Origin of the sequence: Mucilaginibacter terrae, from assembly GCF_042679325.1 — a bacterium.
Classification (GTDB): Bacteria; Bacteroidota; Bacteroidia; order Sphingobacteriales; family Sphingobacteriaceae; genus Mucilaginibacter; species Mucilaginibacter terrae.
On record NZ_JBHTMJ010000009.1, the window covers coordinates 1 to 22,477 of the forward strand.

General features: G+C 45.0%; 18 protein-coding genes. 6 read left to right on the forward strand and 12 right to left on the reverse strand.

Translation table 11 applies throughout. From position 1 onward, the window contains the following. Positions 1-865 precede the first annotated feature (865 nt). The 7 genes from ACFQ3S_RS08095 to ACFQ3S_RS08125 all read right to left on the reverse strand — a co-directional run bounded on the left by ACFQ3S_RS08095 (position 866) and on the right by ACFQ3S_RS08125 (position 8,983). Entirely contained in the window at positions 866-2,488 is a 1,623-nt protein-coding gene (locus ACFQ3S_RS08095; RefSeq protein WP_377163136.1) for an NADP-dependent glyceraldehyde-3-phosphate dehydrogenase, read from the reverse strand. A 112-nt stretch (positions 2,489-2,600) separates the two neighbouring features. Beyond that, positions 2,601-3,926, reverse strand: a complete 1,326-nt coding sequence (locus ACFQ3S_RS08100) for an MFS transporter (RefSeq protein WP_377163138.1) — start codon at positions 3,924-3,926, stop codon at positions 2,601-2,603. Between the two features lie 16 nt (positions 3,927-3,942). Beyond that, positions 3,943-4,602 (reverse strand): bifunctional 4-hydroxy-2-oxoglutarate aldolase/2-dehydro-3-deoxy-phosphogluconate aldolase, encoded by a 660-nt coding sequence (locus tag ACFQ3S_RS08105; protein ID WP_377163140.1) that lies wholly within the window; start codon positions 4,600-4,602, stop codon positions 3,943-3,945. Next, positions 4,599-5,645: a PfkB family carbohydrate kinase gene (locus ACFQ3S_RS08110; RefSeq protein WP_377163142.1), complete on the reverse strand. Its 1,047-nt coding sequence runs from the start codon at positions 5,643-5,645 to the stop codon at positions 4,599-4,601. The genes ACFQ3S_RS08105 and ACFQ3S_RS08110 overlap by 4 nt, the downstream gene beginning before the upstream one ends. A gap of 2 nt (positions 5,646-5,647) precedes the next feature. Further along, a complete protein-coding gene (gene uxaC / locus ACFQ3S_RS08115) occupies positions 5,648-7,045 on the reverse strand; it encodes a glucuronate isomerase (protein WP_377163144.1) in 1,398 nt (465 codons plus the stop codon). A gap of 240 nt (positions 7,046-7,285) precedes the next feature. Then, positions 7,286-7,759, reverse strand: a complete 474-nt coding sequence (locus tag ACFQ3S_RS08120; RefSeq protein WP_377163146.1) for a DUF4112 domain-containing protein — start codon at positions 7,757-7,759, stop codon at positions 7,286-7,288. A 129-nt stretch (positions 7,760-7,888) separates the two neighbouring features. After that, a complete protein-coding gene (locus ACFQ3S_RS08125; RefSeq protein WP_377163148.1) occupies positions 7,889-8,983 on the reverse strand; it encodes an MBL fold metallo-hydrolase in 1,095 nt (364 codons plus the stop codon). Positions 8,984-9,209: 226 nt separating this feature from the next. Here ACFQ3S_RS08125 and ACFQ3S_RS08130 point away from each other — a divergent pair, with 226 nt between their 5' ends. From ACFQ3S_RS08130 to ACFQ3S_RS08145, 4 genes are all read left to right on the forward strand, one after another. Continuing rightward, positions 9,210-10,436, forward strand: coding sequence for a multidrug effflux MFS transporter (locus ACFQ3S_RS08130; RefSeq protein ID WP_377163150.1), 1,227 nt, complete (start codon positions 9,210-9,212; stop codon positions 10,434-10,436). A 91-nt stretch (positions 10,437-10,527) separates the two neighbouring features. Beyond that, positions 10,528-11,172, forward strand: a complete 645-nt coding sequence (locus ACFQ3S_RS08135; RefSeq protein ID WP_377163152.1) for a (2Fe-2S)-binding protein — start codon at positions 10,528-10,530, stop codon at positions 11,170-11,172. Next, positions 11,169-12,149 carry an FAD binding domain-containing protein gene (locus ACFQ3S_RS08140; RefSeq protein ID WP_377163154.1) on the forward strand — a complete coding sequence of 327 codons (981 nt, stop codon included), beginning with the start codon at positions 11,169-11,171 and terminating at the stop codon, positions 12,147-12,149. Before ACFQ3S_RS08135 ends, ACFQ3S_RS08140 begins: the two co-directional genes overlap by 4 nt. A gap of 12 nt (positions 12,150-12,161) precedes the next feature. Beyond that, positions 12,162-14,321, forward strand: a complete 2,160-nt coding sequence (locus tag ACFQ3S_RS08145) for a xanthine dehydrogenase family protein molybdopterin-binding subunit (protein ID WP_377163156.1) — start codon at positions 12,162-12,164, stop codon at positions 14,319-14,321. 304 nt (positions 14,322-14,625) lie between these two features. Here the strand turns inward: ACFQ3S_RS08145 and ACFQ3S_RS08150 are convergent, their stop codons facing one another. Further along, on the reverse strand, positions 14,626-16,461 hold the full coding sequence (locus ACFQ3S_RS08150; RefSeq protein ID WP_377163158.1) for an FAD-dependent oxidoreductase: 1,836 nt from the start codon (positions 16,459-16,461) through the stop codon (positions 14,626-14,628). Between the two features lie 54 nt (positions 16,462-16,515). Between ACFQ3S_RS08150 and ACFQ3S_RS08155 the strand changes: the two genes are divergently transcribed. Together ACFQ3S_RS08155 and ACFQ3S_RS08160 are read left to right on the forward strand one after the other, a co-directional pair. Continuing rightward, positions 16,516-18,219 (forward strand): amidase, encoded by a 1,704-nt coding sequence (locus tag ACFQ3S_RS08155; RefSeq protein WP_377163160.1) that lies wholly within the window; start codon positions 16,516-16,518, stop codon positions 18,217-18,219. Between the two features lie 107 nt (positions 18,220-18,326). Further along, a complete protein-coding gene (locus ACFQ3S_RS08160) occupies positions 18,327-18,872 on the forward strand; it encodes a YfiT family bacillithiol transferase (RefSeq protein WP_377163162.1) in 546 nt (181 codons plus the stop codon). 149 nt (positions 18,873-19,021) lie between these two features. On the opposite strand, the gene ACFQ3S_RS08165 is transcribed toward ACFQ3S_RS08160, so the two are convergent. The 4 genes from ACFQ3S_RS08165 to ACFQ3S_RS08180 form a co-directional block, all read right to left on the reverse strand. Then, on the reverse strand, positions 19,022-20,437 hold the full coding sequence (locus ACFQ3S_RS08165) for a hypothetical protein (protein WP_377163164.1): 1,416 nt from the start codon (positions 20,435-20,437) through the stop codon (positions 19,022-19,024). 88 nt (positions 20,438-20,525) lie between these two features. After that, positions 20,526-21,320: a hypothetical protein gene (locus ACFQ3S_RS08170; protein ID WP_377163166.1), complete on the reverse strand. Its 795-nt coding sequence runs from the start codon at positions 21,318-21,320 to the stop codon at positions 20,526-20,528. 12 nt (positions 21,321-21,332) lie between these two features. Beyond that, complete coding sequence (locus ACFQ3S_RS08175) at positions 21,333-21,830, reverse strand: heavy-metal-associated domain-containing protein (RefSeq protein ID WP_377163168.1); 498 nt, start codon at positions 21,828-21,830, stop codon at positions 21,333-21,335. Between the two features lie 83 nt (positions 21,831-21,913). Next, positions 21,914-22,309: an HYC_CC_PP family protein gene (locus ACFQ3S_RS08180; RefSeq protein WP_377163170.1), complete on the reverse strand. Its 396-nt coding sequence runs from the start codon at positions 22,307-22,309 to the stop codon at positions 21,914-21,916. Between the last annotated feature and the right edge of the window lie 168 nt (positions 22,310-22,477).

A 22,477-nucleotide genomic window follows, 5' to 3' on the forward strand; every position in this document is an offset into this window, starting at 1 on the left:
GGTGGTATACCGAGCTCTGATACAAAAAACTTAATTTTGTAAACTGTCTAACTTTTTGGGGTCACACCATATTTAAAGATCATACCGTTATTGTAAAGCAGCTCTTAAGCTTCATTCCAGAGGGACAGATAACAATTTGTCTGTGACGACCAAGATAGATCATTACACAAAGGTTCTTCATGGTAACAAGCTTTTTTATTTGCTGCTCTATGGCATTTTTAGACAATGACAAGCTTAGCCAAGCGAAGCCTTGAGGACAAATTCCATGATTCGCTGTTCAAGATGCTTTTTTTAACTTTGATGAAGATGAAATGATACGCAGGAGTTCAATTTCAGAAAGATTGCCCAAAGTTGATCCCCACTATTTCAGGCAGATCTATGAACTGGTGACCGCCCCTTTCGTTTAGTCATTGTGAAAAGTAAGGCAGAGAAAGAATACTGGCTATTAACCAATGATTTCCACTTACCAGCCAAAGAAATCGCACAAGCCTACTGCAGGCGCTGAGACATCGGTTTCTTTCGCTTCCTCAAACAGGAACTTAATGTAAGCTATCTGGTGCCGCTTAAAAACGGTTTACAAGTGATGCTGTATATGACATTGATCACCAGTATGCTGGTATTAATCTAAAAAAAAGAGAACAAATAGGGTTATAAAACATCAAAACGCCGTTTTGCTATGGAAATAAGAGATTTGGCTATCGCACTGATCGTGGTACAATACGGAGGAGATCCGGGACTGTTTTTAAAATAAAAATAGCCGGAATTTCTTCCGACCCTAGATAAAAAGCCTGACTTTGTGCCATGCCAATAAAAAACGCGGCAACTTGAAAAGCCACCGCGTATATATCTATGTTCTATATCAACTTTAAAAAATATAATTAGTGCTCAGGAAATTACTATCGTGTTTATTAATGATCTCGTTCAGCAATTGCTTGTTGCTCTCGTTCATTTTAGTAGCAACCAGCGAACGGATAGAGAACGAACGCAGCGCATCATGAACCGAAAGTGTACCCTCGGCACTGTCTTTACGACCGGTGAATGGGAACACATCGGGCCCACGCTGGCATTGGGCGTTGATGTTTACGCGGCTTACCAGGTTCACAAACGGATCTATCAGGTCGGCAGTTTCCTGGGCATCGGTACTAAAAATACTTACCTGCATACCGTGTGGCGAATCGATCTGGTACTGGATAGGCTCTTCTATAGACTCGAAAGGCAATACCGGTATAACCGGGCCAAACTGCTCTTCACGATATAGCTTCATTTTCTTGTTAATAGGGTAAACCACTGCAGGGTAAACAAAAGAAGCTACTGTTTCGCCGCCATTTTCGTTAATTACGCTTGCACCGTTGGCTATGGCATCATCAATACACTCTTTTAAGTAAGCGGGTTTACCTGGCTCGGCCACTGGGGTAAGGTTTACACCTTGGGTCCAAGGCATACCGTATTTGAGTTTGGCTATGCCTTCGCTCAATAGTTTCAAAAACTCATCGGCTACTGATTTATGCACGTGAATAATCTTGATAGCCGTACATCGCTGCCCGTTGTACGATAAAGAACCTAAGATACATTCGGCCACAGCTATGTTCAGGTCGGCACTTTTTGTTACAATTGCTGCGTTTTTGGCATCCAAACTTAATACCGCACGTAAGCGGTTAATTTTAGGGTGACGTTTCTTTAGATCATTAGCTACCTTGCTCGACCCAATAAAGGCCAGCACATTTATTTTGCCTGTAGCCATTAAGCCTGGTGTTACGTTAGCTCCACGGCCATATACTGTGTTCACCACCCCTTTAGGAAAAGATTCCTGGAAAGCCCTTAACAAAGGGTAGTGAACCAAGGTGCCATGTTTTGGTGGTTTGAAAAGAACAGTGTTCCCCATAATTATGGCAGGAATCAGCGTGGTAAATGTTTCGTTCAACGGGTAATTGAACGGGCCCATGCATAACACCACTCCAATAGGCGAACGGCGAGTTTGGGCTACCACGCCTTCCGCAATTTCAAAGCGTGATGATTGACGGTCGATATCTTTCAACGCGTCAATAGTCAAATTGATATATTCAACCGTACGGTCAAACTCTTTGGTAGAATCGGCAACCGATTTGCCTATTTCCCAAACAATCAATTTAATAACCAGATTGCGTTGTTCAACCATTTTATACACAAACTTCTCGAGGCACTTAATGCGCCCGTCAATGCTCATGGTGGGCCATTCGCCACGGCCATTATTGTAAGCGGTTTCAGCAGCTGTTAAGGCTTCCATGGCTTCAACTTCGGTACCCAAGGGGTAACTGCCGATTAGCTTACGTTGCAATCCTTCGGGCGTGGGTATGCAAATAGGAGAATATACCTCGCTTACTTCACCATCCCATTGCTTCATCTCGCCGTTAGACAAGTATTCGCGCTGGTGGAGTTCGGCTATCCGGTATTCCTCCGGTATCTGGCTTTCTTCAACAAATAAGCTGTTAAGCTCGTCTTTGAAACTCATGATATTGTGTGTTGATTTATGTTCTGTTTTTGTTTAACTTAAATGATGTATTTAAGGCAACGGCTCTCTCAACAGGTTTTCATCATACTCCGTTACCCGCACAAAAATTAACCTACAATTCAATAGGTTTCATTTTAGGTACCAGTGTTTTCATTACAACCCAGGCAATAACGTAAGCTAAGGCACAAACTACAAACATAATGGAATAGCCTGTTTGTATGCTGCCTTGCTTGTCATAATAATCGAACAATGCACCGGCACCCTTACTTAACAAAAACGAACCAATACCACCAGCCATGCCGCCAATACCAGTAATGGTTGCTATAGCTTTTTTGGGGAACATATCGCCCACGGTAGTAAATATATTTGCGCTCCAGGCCTGGTGAGCCGATGCACCTATACCAATTAACAATACAGCATACCAATAGCTAAACTGACTTAGATAAGGCGTTAACAGCACCACCAAGGGAAACAAGGCAATAATAAGCATGGCTTTCATACGGCCGGTATAGGCATCGTATCCCTTGTTTATAAAATACGTCGGGAAGGCGCCGCCACCAATAGAGCCAAACATGGTTGCCGTATATAAAACTGCTATAGGTAATGATATGGCAGTCCCCGTCATACCGTACTGCGCTTTAAAGTAAGCAGGTAGCCAAAACAGAAAGAACCACCATACACCATCGGTCATAAACTTACCAAAGGCAAACGCCCAGGTTTGTTTAAATTTAAAGCACTCGGCATAAGTAAACTTCTTCCCTTCATCTTCCGTTTCAATAACAATACCCTGCTTGTTTAAAATTTCATCGCTATGAATGTATTCATATTCGGCCTGACCTAATTTTTTGTTTTTAGAAGGAATTTCGTAAAATATTAACCAGAAGATTAACCATACAAAGCCTAATGCTCCAATAAGGATGAATGCCCATTTCCAGCCGTAAAGTTCAGCTATCCAGGGCACCACAATTGGGGCCAAAATAGCGCCTACGTTTGAACCCGAATTAAAAATACCGGTAGCCAATGCACGATCTTTTTTAGGGAAATATTCGGCGGTAGCTTTAATAGCAGCCGGAAAGTTACCCGATTCGCCCGCGGCTAAAACCGTACGACCTAATGAAAAGCCCAATAATTTTCCGGGCACTAAATGTGCCAGAGCATGCAGCATAGCACCAATAGACCATAAAATAATTGACCAGGTATAGCCCATTTTAGTACCCAAATAGTCAACCACGCGGCCTGCAAACAACATCGAAAATGCGTAAGCTAACGAAAACACCCCCACTATGGTTCCATAATCGCTGTTGGTCCAGCCAAACTCTTTAGCCAAAGTTGGTTGCAGCAAGCTCAGCACCTGCCTGTCGAGGTAGTTAATGGTTGTGGCAAAAAACAGCAGGGCGCAAATGGTCCAGCGGTAGTTGCTAAATTTTACATCTTTCATTTTTAGGTTTATTGATTTATCGGCTAGTTTGTACCAGGTTTATCGCAGTTTGTGTATCGGTAAATAATTGGTCGTATAATTTATCTTCGAGTACTTTTTTGCTGATGAGTTTGCTACCCATACCTACGGCACAAACGCCGGCCCTGAACCAGGTAGCAATGTTTTTTGCGTCCAGCTCTACGCCGCCGGTAGGCATAAAAAGCTGTCCGCGGAACAGTTCTTTAATGGATGTTAAAAAATCGGGGCCTAAAATATTAGCCGGAAAAAGCTTAATTAAAGCAGCATCATTGCACTGGGCGGTATAAATTTCGGTTGGGGTCATACAACCCGGTATCCACAGCATATTGCGGTCGTGTGCCATTTTGGCTACCTCGGGGTTTACTATGGGCGATACCAGGAAATCGGCTCCGGCATTAATAAAGGCATCGGCCTCATCTACCGATTTTATAGTACCTATACCTAAATGCAGGTCGGGCATTTCGTCTTGTTGCAGGGACTTCATTTTTTTGAAGTTTTCCAAAGCAGCTTCGCCACGGTTGGTATATTCAAAAACGCGGATACCAGCCTTATATAAAGTGCGGGTAACTTCCACACTTACTTCTGCATTTTCATAAAAAAACAGGGGCAACATGCCCTGTGTAATAATACTATCTAAAACTTCCTGTTTGCTTTTCATTGTTTAATTGCTTTTTGAATCTCCTCTACGCTTTTATTGGTAGCATCGCTGTTTACAAACAGCTTGGTAAAGGCGGCGGCGGTAGCAAAATCCACTATTTGCTGCGGATCGTTGTTGTTATAGAAGCCGTAAATTAAACCGGCCATGTAACAATCACCACTGCCCACCTTATCTATAATGGTTTCGGCCCTATGCTCGCCCGAAAGATACAATTTATCGCCCGTGTACAAAACTGTGTAATATTCTACATTGGTATTATCGTTGGCAGTGAACCTAAACGTGTTAGCTACGGCTTTACACTTAGGAAACTGTTTTATAATACCTTCCGAACTTTTTTGCCCTTCTTTTACATACAGGCTCTTTTGACCCGATTCGGTTACCAGTTCTTCTACCTTAACACCCAGCATACGTTCGGCAGCCCAAATGTTTCCCATAATCAGGTCGCAGTACTGCGCCAGTTCGGGCATTACATCAATAGGCTCCTTGCCGTATTTCCAAAGTTTAGCGCGATAATTTAAATCAACCGAAATGGTTATACCTTTCTTAGATGCCGCTTCTAATGCTTCTTTACAAACATCAGCCGCATTTTGACTAATAGCGGGGCAAATAGCACTAAAGTGAAACCAGGTTACACCATCCAGCACTTTATCCCAATCTACCTGGCCCGGAGTTAACTCGGCAAAGGCTGAATTTGCTCGATCGTAAATTAAGGCATCATTTTTGAGATCCTGACCCTTGGTTAAAAAGTACAGGCCTACACGGTTGCCATGGTAATAAATAGATGAGGTATCGATGTTCTTCTCTTGTACAAAAGAAACCAACTGCTCCGACATGCCGTTTTTAGGCAACGCGGTGAAGTAGCGCGATGGTACACCCCAAAGGGCAAGCGCCGTAGCTACATTCAGTTCGGCACCACCCACAAAAACGGGAATGCTGTTTTCCTGCAGCCAGTCGCCCCCGGCATCGGGGGTAATACGCAGCAGCAGTTCGCCAAAATTCAGTACCGAACCGCTGCTGTAATCTTTATCTAAAATACCATTCATTCTTAAAAGTTGAAGTAGTTTTTAGCGTTATAGTAGCAAATATCCTGTACAATTTTACCGGTCCATTCAATATCGTTAGGCAATTCACCGTTCTCAATGTCATCGCCCAGCAGGTTACAAACCAAACGGCGAAAATACTCGTGACGAGGGAAAGACAAGAAACTGCGCGAATCGGTAAGCATACCAATAAAGCGGCTTAGCAAGCCCATGTTACTCAGGGCGTTCATTTGCCTAATCATACCATCTTTTTGATCGTTAAACCACCAGCCCGAACCAAATTGAACCTTACCGGCAACCGAACCATCATTGAAGTTACCAATCATGGTAGCCATCATTTCATTGTCCGACGGGTTAAGGTTGTAAATAATAGTCTTGGTCAGTTTATCTTCGGTATCCAGCTTGTTAAAAAACTTGGACAAGGCACGTGCCTGGCTAAAATCGCCCATGGAATCGAAACCGGTGTCGGGCCCTAATTGAGTTAACAAACGGGTATTGTTGTTGCGCAAGGCACCTAAGTGAAATTGCTGGATCCATCCTTTTTCGTGATCCCAAATAGCGAACTGGAATAATAAAGCGGCTTTTAATTTAAGAATTTCGCCCGGCAATAAGGCTGCTCCACCACGGATCTTGTTAAAAATAGTTCTTACTTCTTCCTCAGTATAATCATCGGCATAAATGTGCTCCAAGCCGTGGTCGGATACCGAGCAACCATTGGCGGCAAAGAAATCATGACGGTCTTTAAGCGCTTGCAGGTAGCTGTCGTAATCGCCGATGCTTACATTGGCTACTTCTTCCAGCTTGTTTACATAAGCATTGAAGGCTTCGGTATCGTCGGCGTTCATGGCCTTATCTGGCCGGAAAGCCGGGAGTACTTTTACCACATCGTTACCGGCCAGTTGCTGATGATAGGCCAAATTATCCAACGGATCATCCGTAGTACAAATGGTTTCCACGTTCATTTTTTTGATGAGGCTTTGTACCGAAAATTCAGGTGTTTGCAACTTGGCGGTACAATCATCATAAATTTGCTTACTTGTATCAGGCGATAAAATATCGTGGATATCGAAATAACGCTGTAGCTCCAGGTGGGTCCAGTGATATAAAGGGTTGCGCAAAGTATAAGGTACTGTAGCAGCCCATTGCTCAAACTTTTCAGCATCAGGCTTTGTACCGGTAATGTAACTTTCGTCTATTCCATTGGTACGCATGGCACGCCATTTATAATGGTCACCATGTAACCAAATATGCGTTAGGTTATTAAAGTTAAGATTAGTTGCAATTTGGTCTTGCGGCAAATGGCAATGATAATCTATAATAGGCAGACCATTGGCGTACTCATGGTACAAGCGTTGTGCTGTAGGGGTTTGCAGCAAAAAATTCTCATCTAAAAACTTTTTCATAACAAATGTTGGCAACTACTTAAAAGCAGCCGGTGTTCAATAATACTGGTATTAGCAGTTGGTTTATGTGTTTATATTTTACCGTAAAAAAGCACTTATTACATAATGTACGGTAATACACAAACTAAACAATAATTATTGAGTTTTTGAAAGAAATTGCCTTTGAAACAACATTAATACGGCAAAAAATTTACGCAATCGTTTGCTAAACGCTATAAGCTATTGGCTAATGATAAGATTTTAAAAAAGATGGACAATGTATGCTATGACCTGGTAACTCAAAAACAGGAACAACGCTAAAAACAGCAGTAATATCAAGGTAATTAAAATGAGTACACCCGTACCACTGCCCTGGTGCTTGCCCTCAACATAATGTTCTTTGAGTAGCTGAATATTACGGTTATTTGCTTTATAGTAAAAATCGAATATGGTTCCTATAAGCGGAATGGCGCCAATTAACCCATCTATTAATAAATTGAACATCATTAGAATGAGCACCTTGCGGCTTACCCCATGTTTAGCCATAGTAAGCACCAGCGCAGCACCTACCACAAAGCCTGCGGCATCGCCAGCTACCGGAAACAAATTTACAATGGGATCTAACCCAAACCGGAAGTTAGTACCCGGAATGCGAAACTGACTGTCGAATAAATAGGCGATACGTTCGGCCCATTTCAGGCCTCCGGTTAAAACAACGGGTTGTTGATTTTTCAATATTGTAAATTTGTAATATAACCCCGTACACTCTTTATGGTTTGCATGGGTATGCTGTATTCCTTTGCAAGATAACTGGTTAATTATTAAATGCTTGATCGTTTTTCGCCAAACCTCTGCCATCTATTTTTACTCAAACGCCCACCATACTGTGTTTTTAACAGCGGTGCCAAGTACATAAGGCTCTCCTATGCGTGGGGTATTTACTGGTATGCCCAACTGCCCGGCCGCAGGTATAATCAGGCTTGCAGGTTCGTTCCAGGGGTGGGTGCTTTCGGCAAATTTAGCCCAATGCACGGGCTGTATCATCCGGGCCTGTAAATCATAAGCGGCCTGGGCGGTTTGCGTAGGATGCATGTGGTGATGCGCCCAGTTCTTGTTATACTGGCCGCATTCCATTAGCGCCAGGTTAAATGGGCCGTACTGCTGGCCTATCTGTTTAAAGTGGCTGCCATACCCCCCATCACCGCTGTAAAACAGACGATAAGCCCCTGCCTGTATCACGTACGATGCCCAAAGGGTTTTGTTTTGGGCAAAAGTACGGTTGCTGCGGTGGTGAGCAGGGGTGGCGGTAACTTTGAGGCCGCCTGGCAAGGTGTAGCTTTCGTTCCAGTTGAGCTCGGTGATGTTTTCGGGCTTAAATCCCCAGTATTTAAAGTGCGACCCTACACCCTTGGGCACCACCACCATTTTTATACGGTGACGTAGTTTTTTTACGGTGCGGTAGTCCAGGTGATCGTAATGATCGTGCGAAATAATTAACACATCAATATCAGGCATATCATCAGCGTTATAGTGCTTTGTGCCTTTAAAAGCCTTTACCATTCCGGGTATGGGCCCTGCATGGTTGCTGAAGATAGGATCGATTAATATATTACCGCTTATTGTTTTAATGAGTACCGATGAATGCCCGAACCATACCACCGTAGGGCTGGTTACAGCCAGCTTTTTTACATCGGTTTTAACCCAGGGCACCGGTGCCAATGGCGTAACCGACTCTGGCTTGTTAAATATTGATTTTAACGCGTTGCCCCTGTTTACCCCGCTGCTGTCTTCTCCATCCATATTTTGAAAAGAGCCGCTTAGGTAATTAGGAAGTTGCTGAAGTTTAAGCAGATCCTCGCCCTTCGGGTTTTTACCTAACGACCGTACCATACCGCACCCAAACAGAACTATCAGCATCATTAGCAAAATAAGCTTATGTAAAGCGTTTTTAAAAGGCATAAACTTTATGTAAAAGCAAAATGAGGTGGTATAAAAATCATGTAGGGCTAATCACGCTTATAACGAAAAAACGGGTAAATACTTGTTTGCCTGGTAATATAAATAAACCCCTATATAGTAGGAAGGCATGCTATGCGAGTATGTATGTGTCGTCATTTTCAAACTTAACAGAGGTATCGGGTTTGGGTAATCTTATCTTTGCGCCTACACGGCTTACAATTCGCTCATGACCAAACAACGATATTTTTTCCTCATCCTCATTTTGGGATCTCTTACCGCACTGGGACCGTTTTCCATTGATATGTATTTGCCCAGCTTTAAGGTAATTGCCAAAGACCTGCATACTACCATAGACAAGGTTACCCTTTCCCTATCCAGTTACTTTGTAGGCATATCGGCCGGGCAGTTGCTTTACGGGCCTTTGCTGGATAAATACGGACGCAAAAAGCCACTGTATATAGGCCTGGCCGTTTACCTGCTGGCCTCGTTTGGCTGCATGGCAGCCGGTACGGTAGAAATGCTGATTGGCCTGCGCTTTTTACAGGCCATTGGCAGTTGCGCCGCCGCCGTTGCCGCCGTGGCTATGGTGCGCGACCTGTTTCCGGTAGAAGATAATGCCAAAGTATTTGCCCTGCTAATGCTGGTAGTAGGTGCCTCGCCCATGATAGCGCCTACCGTAGGCGGTTATGTAACTGCGGCTTTGGGCTGGCACGCCATATTTTTAATATTGGCTATTATAGCGGTGGTTATTTTGCTCAGCGTTATATTTTTCCTGCCCGATAGTTATGTGCCAGACCACAGCCTGTCGTTAAAACCCGGACCCATGCTGCACAGCTTTTGGCAGGTGCTTAAACAGCCTCAATTTTTCACTTACGTTTTTGCCGGAGCATTATCGTTTGCAGGATTATTTACTTATGTGGCCGGTTCGCCGCTGGTGTTTATGCAACTTTACCACGTAAGCGAAAAAAATTACGGATGGATCTTTGCCGGGCTATCGGTTGGTTTTATAGGGTCGAGCCAGGTAAATAGCTGGCTGCTGAAACAAGGCTTTACCAGTCAGCAAATAGTGCCGGTAGCTCTGCTGGTACAGGTGGTGGCCGGGTTTGTATTCGTCATCGTAGCCCTTAACAGCTGGATGGGCTTAACCGGTATTTTAATTATGCTGTTTGTGTTCTTGTGTTGTATCGGCATTATCGCGCCCAATGCTTCAGCTCTATCACTGGCGCCGTTTGCTAAAAACGCAGGTACGGCATCGGCCTTAATGGGTGCATTGCAGTTAGGCTTGGGTGCTTTGGCTTCTACCGGCGTAAGCTACTTTAACGCCTTAACCGCCGTTCCCTTAGCTGCTATTATGGCTGGGACTGCCGCCGCCGGAACCTTGGTGTACTTTACCGGCCGCAGGTTTATTAAACAACCGGTGGTAGCCAGCGAGAGTAGCGTGGCACTACATTAATAAGAAGCTTTCTGGAATCAGTATAAATAAGCATTTTATAACACCTTATTCAAAAAAACAGGTAGTTTGGTATAGTTAATCCAATTACTTTATGGAAGACCTGAATAATGGTTTCTTAACTGATGAAAACGATCAGCAAAAAGAGAACCCGAGGCGAAATTTTTTAAAGCAATCGTCGCTGCTTACAGCCGTGGCTCTAACTCCAGGTGTAGCCGTTAAAGCTGCCGAAAACCACCTGGACGAGCAAATAGCTGCAGTTTTTGAAAAACTGCCGGTTAGCTTGAATGTAAACGGCACAGCCCATAAGCTTTTAATAGAACCCCGTGTTACGCTACTTGATTTGCTGCGCGAGCAACTGCATTTAACCGGCACCAAAAAAGGCTGCGATTACGGCCAGTGTGGTGCCTGTACCGTACATGTGGATGGTCAGCGGGTAAACTCCTGCTTAACGTTAGCCATGATGGTGGACGGTAAAAAGATTACCACTATTGAAGGTTTGGCCAAAGGCGATGAGCTACACCCCATGCAGGAAGCCTTTATTAAACACGATGGTTTTCAGTGTGGGTATTGTACACCAGGACAAATCATGTCGGCAGTGGCTTGTATCCGTGAAGGGCATGCCGGTTCGGAGAGCGAGATCAGAGAATATATGAGCGGTAATATTTGTCGCTGCGGCGCTTACCCCAATATTGTAAATGCCATACAGGAAGTGAAGAACGGAGGACAACAGGTATGAAACAGTTTCAATACATACGCCCCTCAACCCAGCAACTGGTTTTAGATGCCATTGCCAAACCCGGCAGCAAAATTATTGCGGGCGGCAGTAACCTGGTAGATTTGATGAAGCGTGGTGTAATGTCGCCCGATAAACTGGTGGATATTAATAAGCTGCCTTTAAAGAACATCAGCGCTTATAAAGGCGGTTACCACATAGGCGCGTTAGCTTTAAATAGCCAGGTAGCCGAGGATACTGCTATTAAGCAACACTTCCCGCTGCTATCTATGGCGTTAAATGCTGGTGCATCGCCCCAGTTGCGTAATATGGCAACGGTGGGTGGTAATATGATGCAGCGCACCCGCTGTACTTATTTTTATGATACTACCATGCCCTGTAACAAGCGCGTACCCGGTACAGGTTGCGGTGCTATGGAAGGCATTAACCGCATGCACGCCATATTTGGTGCCAGCATGCAATGTATAGCCGTACACCCCAGTGATATGTGCGTAGCCTTGGCCGCGCTTGATGCTACCGTGGTAATACAAGGCCGTAAAGGTACCCGACGTTTAAAATTCACCGATTTTCATCGCCTGGCTGGTACTACGCCCGAGTTGGACAATAATTTGGGTAAGGATGAACTGATTACCGCTGTTGAAATTGCCGATAATCGCTTCGCCAAAAACAGTTATTACTTAAAAGTTCGCGACCGGGCATCCTACGCCTTTGCACTGATATCGGTTGCGGCGGCGTTAGATATTCAGGATGGGATTATTAAGGATGCCCGTTTAGCTATGGGCGGTGTTGCGCATAAACCCTGGCGTTTAACTACTGCCGAACAGGTTTTAAAAGGTAAACCGGCCACCGCTGCCACTTTTGAACAAGCAGCTTTAGTGGCAATGGAAGGTGCTAAAGGTTATGAGCACAATGCTTTTAAATTAAAAATGGCCCCGGCCATCATCACCGAGGCGCTAAAACATGCAGCGGGTTTAGTTTAACCATCTCACACCATGAAAGAAGAACAACAACTCAACATACCACCAGCTTTTACCGAGGGAATAAACCGGGTAGATGGCCGGCTTAAAGTTACCGGTGCTGCCAAATACGCCGCCGAATTTGATCTCCCCGGCATGACTTATGCCGTATTTGCTATTAGCACCATTACCAAGGGCACTATCAAAACCATAGACACTAAGGCTGCCGAACGTGCGCCCGGTGTACTATCTGTAATTACTTACCTCAACGTTCCCAAAATACCGGGCTACCAGCCAGAGCCCGGCAAACCAGCAGCAAGTGGAGGCCCGTTAAAGTTTTTTGTTGATAATACGGTAAAATACAACGGGCAGCCAGTAGCCATGATTGTGGCCGATACGTTTGAGCGAGCCACCTATGCGGCATCATTAGTAAAGGCCGAGTACAATAAAGAAAAGCATCAAACCGATACCGGTAAAGTTTTAGAGATAGCCGCTACCCCTAAAGGCCCGCGTTATACCGATTACAAACGCGGCAACCCCGAAGAGTGGCAAACTGCTGCCGTAAAGCTGGAACAGGAATATACTGTACCTATTAATGTGCATAACCCTATGGAGCTAAGTGCCATTACCGCACATTGGACAGCTGCCGATAAGGTTACCGTTTACGATAAAACCCAGGGTGTAAAATCAACTCAAAATGCCATTGCGCAAGCGTTTAAGCTTTTGCCCGAAAACGTGCAGGTGAATGCTAAATTTGTAGGTGGTGCTTTTGGCAATGCCCTGCGCACCTGGCCGCATGAAATTGCCACCGTAGCAGCAGCCCAACTGGTTAAGCGCCCAGTTAAATTGATGCTTACCCGCGAGCTGCAATTTAATACAGTAGGTTACCGGCCTTACACCTGGCAAAAAATTAGCATGAGTGCCACCGCCGACGGCAAACTTACTGGTATTGTTCATCAGGCTACGGCACAAACTTCCAGCTTTGAGGAGTTTACCGAAGGTACCGTGAACATGACTAAGTTTATGTATGCCTGCCCCGGTATAAGCACGGTTTATAAAATTGTACCCCTTGATATAAATACTCCAACCTGGATGCGTGGGCCGGGTGAGGCTACGGGTGCTTTTGCGCTCGAATCGGCAATTGATGAGCTGGCCGATAAGTTAGGAATTGACCCTATTGAACTGCGCCTGCGCAACCATGCCGATGTTGACCCCGAAAACGGTAAGCCCTTTAGTTCTAAAAACCTGAAAGAAGCTTACCAGATGGGCGCCGATAAAATAGGCTGGAGCAACCGTAAATTAAAGCCACGCTCGGTACAGGAAGACGGCTGGTTGATTGGCTATGGTGTGGGTTCGGGGGTATTTGGTGCAGGCCGTGGCCGGGCTACAGTTAAAGCATCGATACTCAGAGACGGCACTTTACTCCTTCAAACTGCTGTAACCGATATTGGCGTGGGTACCGGCACGGCCATGACTCAAATTGCATCCGAAGTTTTTACCAATATACCCGTTCAAAAAATAAAATTTGAACTGGGCGATTCATCGCTGCCACCATCGCCAACGCAGGGTGGTTCTACTATTACTTCTACTGTTGGCTCGGCCGTACATGATGCCTGTGTGGCATTAAAGCAAAAGTTTCAGGAGCTTTTGGGCAACGGCGGTACGGATAACCCCGATTACGTAAAGATCCTGAAAGAGAAGAATTTGCCGCAGATTGATGTTACCATTACCTCGCAAGGTACGCCCGAAATGCGCAACTATAGCAGTTACTCCTACTCGGTGCATTTTGTACAGGTAAAGGTTCACCCCGCAACTGGCGTTGTACGCATCAATAAAGTAGTTTCCGTTGCCGATTCGGGCCACATTGTAAGCCCTAAAACCGCACGGAGCCAGGTTATAGGCGGCGCCATAGGTGGCATTGGGATGGCTTTAATGGAAGAAGCTACCATAGACCACCGTTATGGCCGTTTCACCAATAACAACTTTGCCGATTATCATGTACCCATCAGTGCCGATATTCCTCAAATTGAAGCTCTGTTTGTAAACAAACCCGATTTTAAGGTAAACCCCATGGGTGCCAAAGGCATGGGCGAAATTGCCCTGATTGGAATGAGTGCTGCCGTAGCCAACGCCGTTTTCAATGCTACCGGCAAACGGATTCGTGAGCTTCCTATTACGCCCGATAAGTTGATATAATATTGTTAATTTTACTGAAAAGATTTTACTAACGTAAAAGCACCTTTGATCTAAGGTGCTTTTACGTTTATTGTCAGTATAAATTATAAAATCCGTGGCGGCTCAAGGTTTAATGATAGATAGCTTGAACTGTTTATGCTGAACCTGTCAAAGCATTCGCCGCTTTGCTAAGTTTTCAATAAGCTCAGACTGATATTAAACTACAAACCGGTAAGCGAAGTATTGCCATGCTATCGCTCGTAGAAATGAACATGATCGTTATAATGCTGTAACCTTGATTCTATATTCTTTTACTCTTTCGTCTCTAATTCACCAGCTTCCCACTCAAATCAACCGTTCTTGCAAAAGGGTTTAAATATTTGTTGGTTAGTACGGCAAACTCGCGGCGGGTTATGGGCCGATTAATATCAAAAGCCTGTTTAAATTTATAGGTTGTTTGCCATTGCTTTTCCAGCGCGGCTTGCAGAGGTTTAGGCTCGCTCAAGGTAATTTCGCTGATGAAGGAAATCAGGTTACCAACTGTAAACTGCCCGGCTGGTTTAACACGGTTAAACCATATAAATGCCCGTGTATAAATTTCTTTAATAACCGGTGCTACTTCAGCAGTGGTTACGGTGGTATCAGGCATAAACAATATAGCGGTATTTTTACCGGTCACTTTTTGAATGCCTTGCAATAAACCGGTAGCACTCACCTGTTGTATGGCCCTAAAGTTAGGATCGGTTAGCGATACATCCGAAAAGGGCAGCAAATAGCCCTTAAAATCCAGCAGCTCGCCTTGTATGGTTCGCACATCTAAATTTTTAGTGGTTTTTCCATTATCCTTAAAAAAAGCGCAATAAGCGGCAACCGTGCCCGCACCCTGCCCTAACACCATTTGCACCGATGGATAAAAGGCACTGGCACTCATCAAATGCGTGGCCGATAAGGCTTTTTCGGTCACTATTAAATTCTCTACATCCTTAATAATTACAGAACCCAATGGAATACTATAAGCCGGGAATGGCGGGTAAGGCGTTTGCGGTCCGCGTTTATCCACAAAATGCTGGCCCGGTGAGGCATCGCCAACGGCAATAGAGGTACGGTATAGTTTTGAGCTGCGGCTATAAGGCGTTAAAATATCATCTAGCACCATACGGATCTGCCCTTTGCTGCGGCGGTATTCGCGGATATAAGGGATAGGCGGCAGCCCATCAGGTGTGCCAAACTCGTCGGTTACGCCAAAGTTTTTCAAGCCTCCCACAGTTTGCAGGTAATAGATCAGGCCTAAAACTTTCAGGCGGGTTTCCTTATAAAATTGTTCCCGGTTCTTGGGGTCGAGCAATTCAACCGACGATTTAAAGGAGTTACCCCCCTCGCCCCATTTCAACATGTATTTGTCGTTAGGCAGTTTACCGCCCAGTACCATTTTTAGCAGGTCTTTTCCTTTCAACGCTTCGTACAATGAAGGATCGTAACCGGCCGGCTGAGCAATGGTTTTATCAGCCGCTTTGCCATAATCTTTTAAAATAGCGCACCAGGTAATATCCTGTATTACGGGTATGGCATTTTCGGGGGCCAGTTGTTCACCGGTATCCTGGCGGCTATCAAAACCTGTGCTGAATTGCACACCTGCCAAAGCGGCCACATCGCCGGTTGGTGTGGCATCAATTAAAACCTGTGCTTTTATAATATTGGTCTTCCCTTTCTCGGCAATGGTAACTTCCCAGCCCGCACCGTTCTTTTTAACGGAGATCCAGGGCGTGTTAAGTTTCACTGTAAGGTTTTTAACCGTGTCGGTCATTTTTTTGAGGATGGCTGCGCCAGTGTAAGGTTCAAACCGCAGCACCGCATTGGCCGTGGTATCGTACCCTGGAGTTTTTTTATAAAAATTAAGCACCTGTTTACGAAACTCGCCCCAAATCCCCGATGGTAGGTTGCGGTTAGCATCTACAATACACATCCCGCCCGAGGTCATCTCGCCGCCCAGCCACTGGCCGGGTTCAACCAGTATGGTTTTTACTTTACTACGTGCGCATTGCAGGGCGGCAGCCGTGCCGCTGGCCGTACCACCAATAACCAGTACATCGGTTTTAATAGTATCGGCATGAGTATATAAAAAGCCCAGGCAAAACAGGGCAGCAAGTAAGTTTTTCAACATGAGGTTTATAAATCAGTTGTAAAACGCTAAATTAGGGCAAACCTTTTACTGTAGATGAAAAATTGTGTAACAAAATACTTAACGTTGGCAGCCGTGGGCATGGTGAGCTTTGTATCGGGGGCATTCGTTATTAAAAAAATGGAAACTGTGCCTTTAACGGTGAGTATTGTGCAGGAAGCCGAAAAAATTATAGGACAGCATTTTTCACCGGCCGAGGCCGATTCTATGCTTAATATGCTTAACGGCTTTAATACTTCCTACGAAAGTCTGCATAAACTGAACATGCCTAATAGCGTAGTTCCGGCCCTTAACTTTAACCCGGTGCCGGTGGGTTTTATAATGCCCGATGCTAAAAGCGGCTTTAAGTTGGATAAAATGTCGGGCTTAAAAATACCTGCTAATAAAGATGAACTGGCCTTTTATACTATCCGCCAACTGGCCGAACTGGTGCGCACCAAACAGATCAGCAGTGTGGAGCTTACACAGTTTTTTATAGAGCGACTGAAAAAATATAATCCTAAACTATTATTTGCCGTTACCATAACCGAAGAACACGCGCTTAAAAAAGCAGCCGAAGCTGACGCCGAAATTAAGGCAGGCAGGTACAAAGGCATATTGCATGGCATCCCTTTTGGCGTAAAAGATTTGCTGGCTCAAAAAGATTATAAAACCACCTTTGGCTCGGTGGCTTACAAAGATCAGCAATTGAACGTGGATGCGACCGTAGTAAGCAAGCTGGAAGCAGCAGGCGGCATCCTCATTGCCAAAACTACTTTGGGTGAGTTAGCCATGGGTGATGTTTGGTTTGGTGGAAAAACTAAAAATCCCTGGGACATTACCCGTGGTTCCAGCGGTTCGTCGGCCGGGTCGGCCTCGGCGGTAAGCGCCGGATGTTTGCCTTATGCCATTGGGTCCGAAACTTTAGGCTCTATCGTTTCGCCCTCAACCGAGTGTGGCGATACCGGTTTGCGGCCATCGTTTGGCCGGGTGAGCAAGTACGGTGCTATGGCTTTAAGCTGGAGTATGGATAAGCTTGGCCCCATTGCCCGCAGCGTGGAAGATGCGGCCATTGTGTTCAATACCATACAAGGAGCCGATGGTAAAGACTTGAGCGCAATTGCCGCGCCATTTAATTATGACGGCTCTGTAAAAAGTTTGAAAGGCTATAAAATAGGTTACCTAAAGGCCGACTTCGACCGTGCTTATTATGGCTCGGGGGCTAATAAACGTGTGATCCCTAACCATACTACCGATTCGGCAACGTTAGTTAAGTTGAAAGAATTAGGTGCAGAACTGGTACCTATCGATTACCCGCAAATGCCTGTGGGTGCCATGATCTTTATATTGGATGCGGAAGCCGGAGCAGCCTTCCAGGAACTGGTGTTATCACATAAAGACGATCAACTGGTACAGCAACACAAAAATGCATGGCCTAATATATTCAGGGCTTCGCAGTTTATTTCGGCGGCGGAATATATACAGGCTAACCGTGCCCGCACCTTGTTGATACAGGCCTGGTACGAAAAACTGAAAGGACTCGATTTGTACATCACCCCATCATCGAGCACCAATTTAAGCATGACCAACCTTACCGGTAACCCTTGCGTAGTACTGCCCAACGGGTTTAACCAGCGTGGCCGCCCCATGAGCATTACCTTTATGGGCCAGTTATTTGGCGAAGGCAAAATGCTGCAAGCCGCTAAAATTTACCAGGATGCTACCGATTTTCATAAAAAGCACCCGGCACTCAATTTTTAAGAATGTGAAAACTAATTAACATGCAGTAACATACTTGCTTAGGCAGACAAACGATTGCCGAGATAAAGCTTTTACGATAACCTTAATATATATTATCAACTAAAATAATGACAAGTACCCCACTTACCGACGAACATTTACGCTACCCTACAGGCCGCTTTCAGGCGCCATTAACTTATACCGACGAAGATTTGCGACAGATTATAAACCAAATCCAAACACTGCCGGGTCGTTTGCGCAACGCGGTAATTCGTCTTAACGAGCCGCAGTTAAACACTCCTTATCGCCCCGGCGGCTGGACACTGAAACAGGTAGTACATCACCTGGCCGATAGCCACATGAACGCCCTCATGCGTATTAAACTGACCTTAACCGAAGAAAATCCAACCATTAAACCGTACGATGAGGCCGGCTGGGCATTGCAAGCCGATTACCGCTTACCTATAGAATGCTCACTGAAAACTTTAGAAGGGGTACACCTGCACATGGTTGCCTTGTTTGAAAGCTTTAACGAAGACGAATGGCAACGCACGTATGTTCACCCCGAACGCCCCGGCGCATCAAATTTGCAAAAAACAGCAGCCATGTACGCCTGGCACAGTAACCACCACCTGGCGCATATTACCGAAACAATGAAACAGTGGGGTTTGTAGGATCCAGTGAGTTTTTCATCCCTCCCTGGGGAGGGCAGGGAGGGGATTAACCGAGCGACGATCTAAACCCCTCTCCGCTAACGCACAGTCCAACCGCACACTCCCTTGGGGGATATATAAAAAAGCACGATCAAAGGTTCTCTATTCACTTACATATTCATCCCATCCATCTTCATTCCTGCCTTATGCTGATGCCCGCTAACCATTTTCATAAGCGACGGACTAACACGCAAATACACCTCAAAACCAACCGGAGTAGTACCATACAATGGTCTTAAAACCAATGGTGATATGTTCAGCGTAGCCTGCATACCCAACCGTAGGTCGGTGTTTTTAATGGTAGTTAGTATGCGGTTGGTTCCTAAAGTAATGGCGTTGATGTTAAAATCAGGGTCGTTAGCAAAAGTATGCAGATCCAGTTCATGTGCATTTTTGCGCACGTAAGTGTATGTGCCATATATAGCGGTTTTGTTCAGTTGCAGGTTACTTTCCAGCACCGCACCAGGCAGTGTTTTACCATCCTGTGAGTAATGGTTTTGCCCGTACACCAGCGATGCCGTAAAATGACTATCCTCATTAAGCTTTTTTGCATACATGGCCGATGCCGTAAATAATTTTACATTATTGCCTGGCTCCAGCGCTTCGGGGCTTTTAAGCCAGCCGTGCGAAATCTGTAAGGCCCAGTGTTTGGAGGGATTGTAAGATAACCGCATGGAATAGGAATCTAATTTGGGCGCATCAAAGCCATTGCGTTCTTCATCAGGTTCGCGGCCTTTAAATGCCGAGCCTTCAATTTTTACATCCTTATAGCGGAAACCCAATGTAGCCGTTCCGAAGGTAATGTGCGTAGCATCGGCATAGTGATGCTGCAACGGCGCATCAGGATTATTCATGGTAGCACTGCGGTGCATAAACACCGGTGGACCTAAAGCCGGTTCGGCGGGGTAACCCACCGAAACGTACACATCGGTGTTTTTGGCAATGCGTTGCGCGTAAGAGATATTTAGCTCGGCAAAAAGATCGTGCGGGTGCTGGCGATCTACCAGTTTTTGGCCTTTGTACGATTCACCGGTTTGATAAAGCAGCGGATAACCATTTAGACCAACTAAAAACGGATCTAACGAGATCATGGCGTTGGCCGAAAACAAACCGTTGCGACCTACTTTGCGCTGGGTCATTCCCATGAGCCAGTTGGGTGCGTCAAACTGCTGCCCGCCACGGCTACCTTTTTTAAAAATATCCTGATTGGTATAACGCGCAAATAAATTGCCATGCACCATGCTCATCCACTTTTTACCGTGAATCATATAGGCGTACATAGGCGTTTCGTCGGGCATCCACGAGGTACCCGAGCCGTTGCGGTTCATTGGCAAATCGAGTGAGAACTGGCTGCTCATCATCATGGGTTTAATGGTATCGGCCAGGCTGCGTTTCTTCAACTGGTGATCGGGCGGGCTCATCTGTTTGCCATGCGCGGCACTGTCCATTTGCATATGGTCGTGCTGTTGGGCAGTGGATATGGTGGTGGATAGCATGGCCATCAGTAATAGGCTGTAGTTTTTCATGTGGTAATAAAGTTAAGCCCCTCCCCGGGAGGAAGGGAGCTAAAAAAGTACTATAAAGTCCTCCCTCCCGGGGAGGATTTAGGAGGGGCTAAAGGTTAAATATATTATACTCCAGCCTTACCAAATACATGTTTTGCGTATTGCGCACCATGCGGTTGGTTAACGGAGTTCGATAGGAAAGATCGACCCGGAACACACTGTTGAATATGAACTGTACGGCAGGTGCAATATCCAAATAATGCTGCCCTTTGCCTGGGTTGGTTTTACCCAGCAATTCGGCGTATAGGTTTATGTTAGTTTGCTCGTAACTGGTGTACTGTTTTGGGAAAAGCAGGTACCCGGCCGATAGTGTATAGGCTATACTGTTACTCGTACCAGGTTGGTAGCCTCCCCGGTTCTCTAATGCACGCAGGTAACTTACCGAACCCGATAAAGCCAGTTTATGTAGTAGCTGTGTAGCAACTAACCCACCTTGTATGCCAGTATTGTCGCCCTCTAAAGCAATTTCTTGGTTGGGGATCGGGTTTTTAATGCTGGCTATTTTAGCAAATGCCGCCATCCTGAAATGCCGTTGCACCGTATCAACCGAATAAAAACGATATTTGGCATAAGCGCTAACCCCTTCAAACCGTTGCTGGTTTTGATAAAAGTTAGACAGGTAAGCCGTTCCATGTACCATGAGGTTTTTATTTACCCCGTACATCAATTCGAGCGTGCTGCGGTTTTTAAACTCTGGTTTGAAATAACCCTGGTTCTCTACCCTTATCCCTAACGATTTGGTAGCCATATTGCTGGCTGGCTCGGTGTTTACGTACAGTTCCTGCGCCATGGCGGTACATAGGCAAGCCAGCATACCCATAGTAAGCACAATACTTTTCATCATTATGACACCAGTTTATAGAACCAATTTATATGATTTACCACTGGCCGACGCGGCAACCGCAGTAGTGTTGTATTTTTTTACCACAGCAGAAGCTGCAAACCCTTTGTTAACTACCGTTACCGGCACCAATCCATCCAGGTTTTTGTTAGAAGCATTTAATACCTGATAGGTATCGCCAGCGTAGTTAAAGCTGTTGTTGCTCAATTTAAGTTTATCAAAATCGAGCGTGGCCGTAAACTGGTTGATAGAAAAGCCGGCACCCTGTACTTTTTTGCTCATTTGCTCCAGGCTAACGGGACTGTTAGGTTTAAAAATTATGGTAAACAGGTTGCGGTTCAGGTCGGGCTTAATATCACTAATGAAAGGCAGGGTACGCAACGATTTTTCGGTTGCCTTGGAGCACATGGAGCAAGTGAGGCCGCTAACTTGTAGATCGGCTTTAACAAACTGGGCTTTGGCAACGCTTATAGAGATAGCCAGTATGGCTATGAAGATTTTTATAGTTTTCATGGAATAATCAGTAAAAAATTGTGGAAAAATGAATAAGCATGAACCTTTTAGGCCATGCAGTTACATCGAACAATTATTACTGATCAGATACGGAAAATGCAGTTTTTGATATAGGTAGCTATTTTGCTGCCCGATTTACTCGAAGGCGGGCCGCGGTCGAAAAGTTTTTCGAGCAGGGCCTTTTGTGCAGAAAACACAAAATCTTCGAAAGGTATTTTTGGAATTTCGAAAGCAAAAACTTTAGCTAAAAAAGAGTTTTGTTCGGCCTGATGATCGTCTTTTACCTTTACTTTAACCTGATGGTTTTTGCAGCAGTTCATTTTGATGCCGCAGGTAACGTCAGATTTTGCATCCTTTGCCACGGCCGAAATTTTTACCGATGCTACCTGGCTACCGCAGTAATGTAAGTTCAGGGCGAATCCTAACACCGTAATGGTGTATAGTAAAGCTAAGCTAAATGCGCCCGATCTTTTGAACATGTTGCAAAGGTAATGTGCATTTTTGTAGAAAGCAAACAATATTTTATAACTCATTGAAAAATATAATGTTACAAAACCTATTACAACAGTATAATTAATTGCAGTTAATCATAATTGCATCAAATGAAAAAGGCTCCACCAACGCGAAGCCTTTACATTAACGAATTT

What these genes read in the sequence shown, in the direction of transcription:
- ACFQ3S_RS08160 (WP_377163162.1), top strand. Translation starts at nt 18,327, where the DNA reads ATGACAAGTACCCCACTTACCGACGAACATTTACGCTACCCTACAGGC.
- ACFQ3S_RS08180 (WP_377163170.1), bottom strand. Translation starts at nt 22,309, where the DNA reads ATGTTCAAAAGATCGGGCGCATTTAGCTTAGCTTTACTATACACCATT.
- ACFQ3S_RS08125 (WP_377163148.1), bottom strand. Translation starts at nt 8,983, where the DNA reads ATGCCTTTTAAAAACGCTTTACATAAGCTTATTTTGCTAATGATGCTG.
- ACFQ3S_RS08170 (WP_377163166.1), bottom strand. Translation starts at nt 21,320, where the DNA reads ATGATGAAAAGTATTGTGCTTACTATGGGTATGCTGGCTTGCCTATGT.
- ACFQ3S_RS08165 (WP_377163164.1), bottom strand. Translation starts at nt 20,437, where the DNA reads ATGAAAAACTACAGCCTATTACTGATGGCCATGCTATCCACCACCATA.
- ACFQ3S_RS08110 (WP_377163142.1), bottom strand. Translation starts at nt 5,645, where the DNA reads ATGAATGGTATTTTAGATAAAGATTACAGCAGCGGTTCGGTACTGAAT.
- ACFQ3S_RS08130 (WP_377163150.1), top strand. Translation starts at nt 9,210, where the DNA reads ATGACCAAACAACGATATTTTTTCCTCATCCTCATTTTGGGATCTCTT.
- ACFQ3S_RS08140 (WP_377163154.1), top strand. Translation starts at nt 11,169, where the DNA reads ATGAAACAGTTTCAATACATACGCCCCTCAACCCAGCAACTGGTTTTA.
- ACFQ3S_RS08175 (WP_377163168.1), bottom strand. Translation starts at nt 21,830, where the DNA reads ATGAAAACTATAAAAATCTTCATAGCCATACTGGCTATCTCTATAAGC.
- ACFQ3S_RS08135 (WP_377163152.1), top strand. Translation starts at nt 10,528, where the DNA reads ATGGAAGACCTGAATAATGGTTTCTTAACTGATGAAAACGATCAGCAA.
- ACFQ3S_RS08145 (WP_377163156.1), top strand. Translation starts at nt 12,162, where the DNA reads ATGAAAGAAGAACAACAACTCAACATACCACCAGCTTTTACCGAGGGA.
- ACFQ3S_RS08155 (WP_377163160.1), top strand. Translation starts at nt 16,516, where the DNA reads ATGAAAAATTGTGTAACAAAATACTTAACGTTGGCAGCCGTGGGCATG.
- ACFQ3S_RS08105 (WP_377163140.1), bottom strand. Translation starts at nt 4,602, where the DNA reads ATGAAAAGCAAACAGGAAGTTTTAGATAGTATTATTACACAGGGCATG.
- ACFQ3S_RS08150 (WP_377163158.1), bottom strand. Translation starts at nt 16,461, where the DNA reads ATGTTGAAAAACTTACTTGCTGCCCTGTTTTGCCTGGGCTTTTTATAT.
- uxaC (WP_377163144.1), bottom strand. Translation starts at nt 7,045, where the DNA reads ATGAAAAAGTTTTTAGATGAGAATTTTTTGCTGCAAACCCCTACAGCA.
- ACFQ3S_RS08095 (WP_377163136.1), bottom strand. Translation starts at nt 2,488, where the DNA reads ATGAGTTTCAAAGACGAGCTTAACAGCTTATTTGTTGAAGAAAGCCAG.
- ACFQ3S_RS08100 (WP_377163138.1), bottom strand. Translation starts at nt 3,926, where the DNA reads ATGAAAGATGTAAAATTTAGCAACTACCGCTGGACCATTTGCGCCCTG.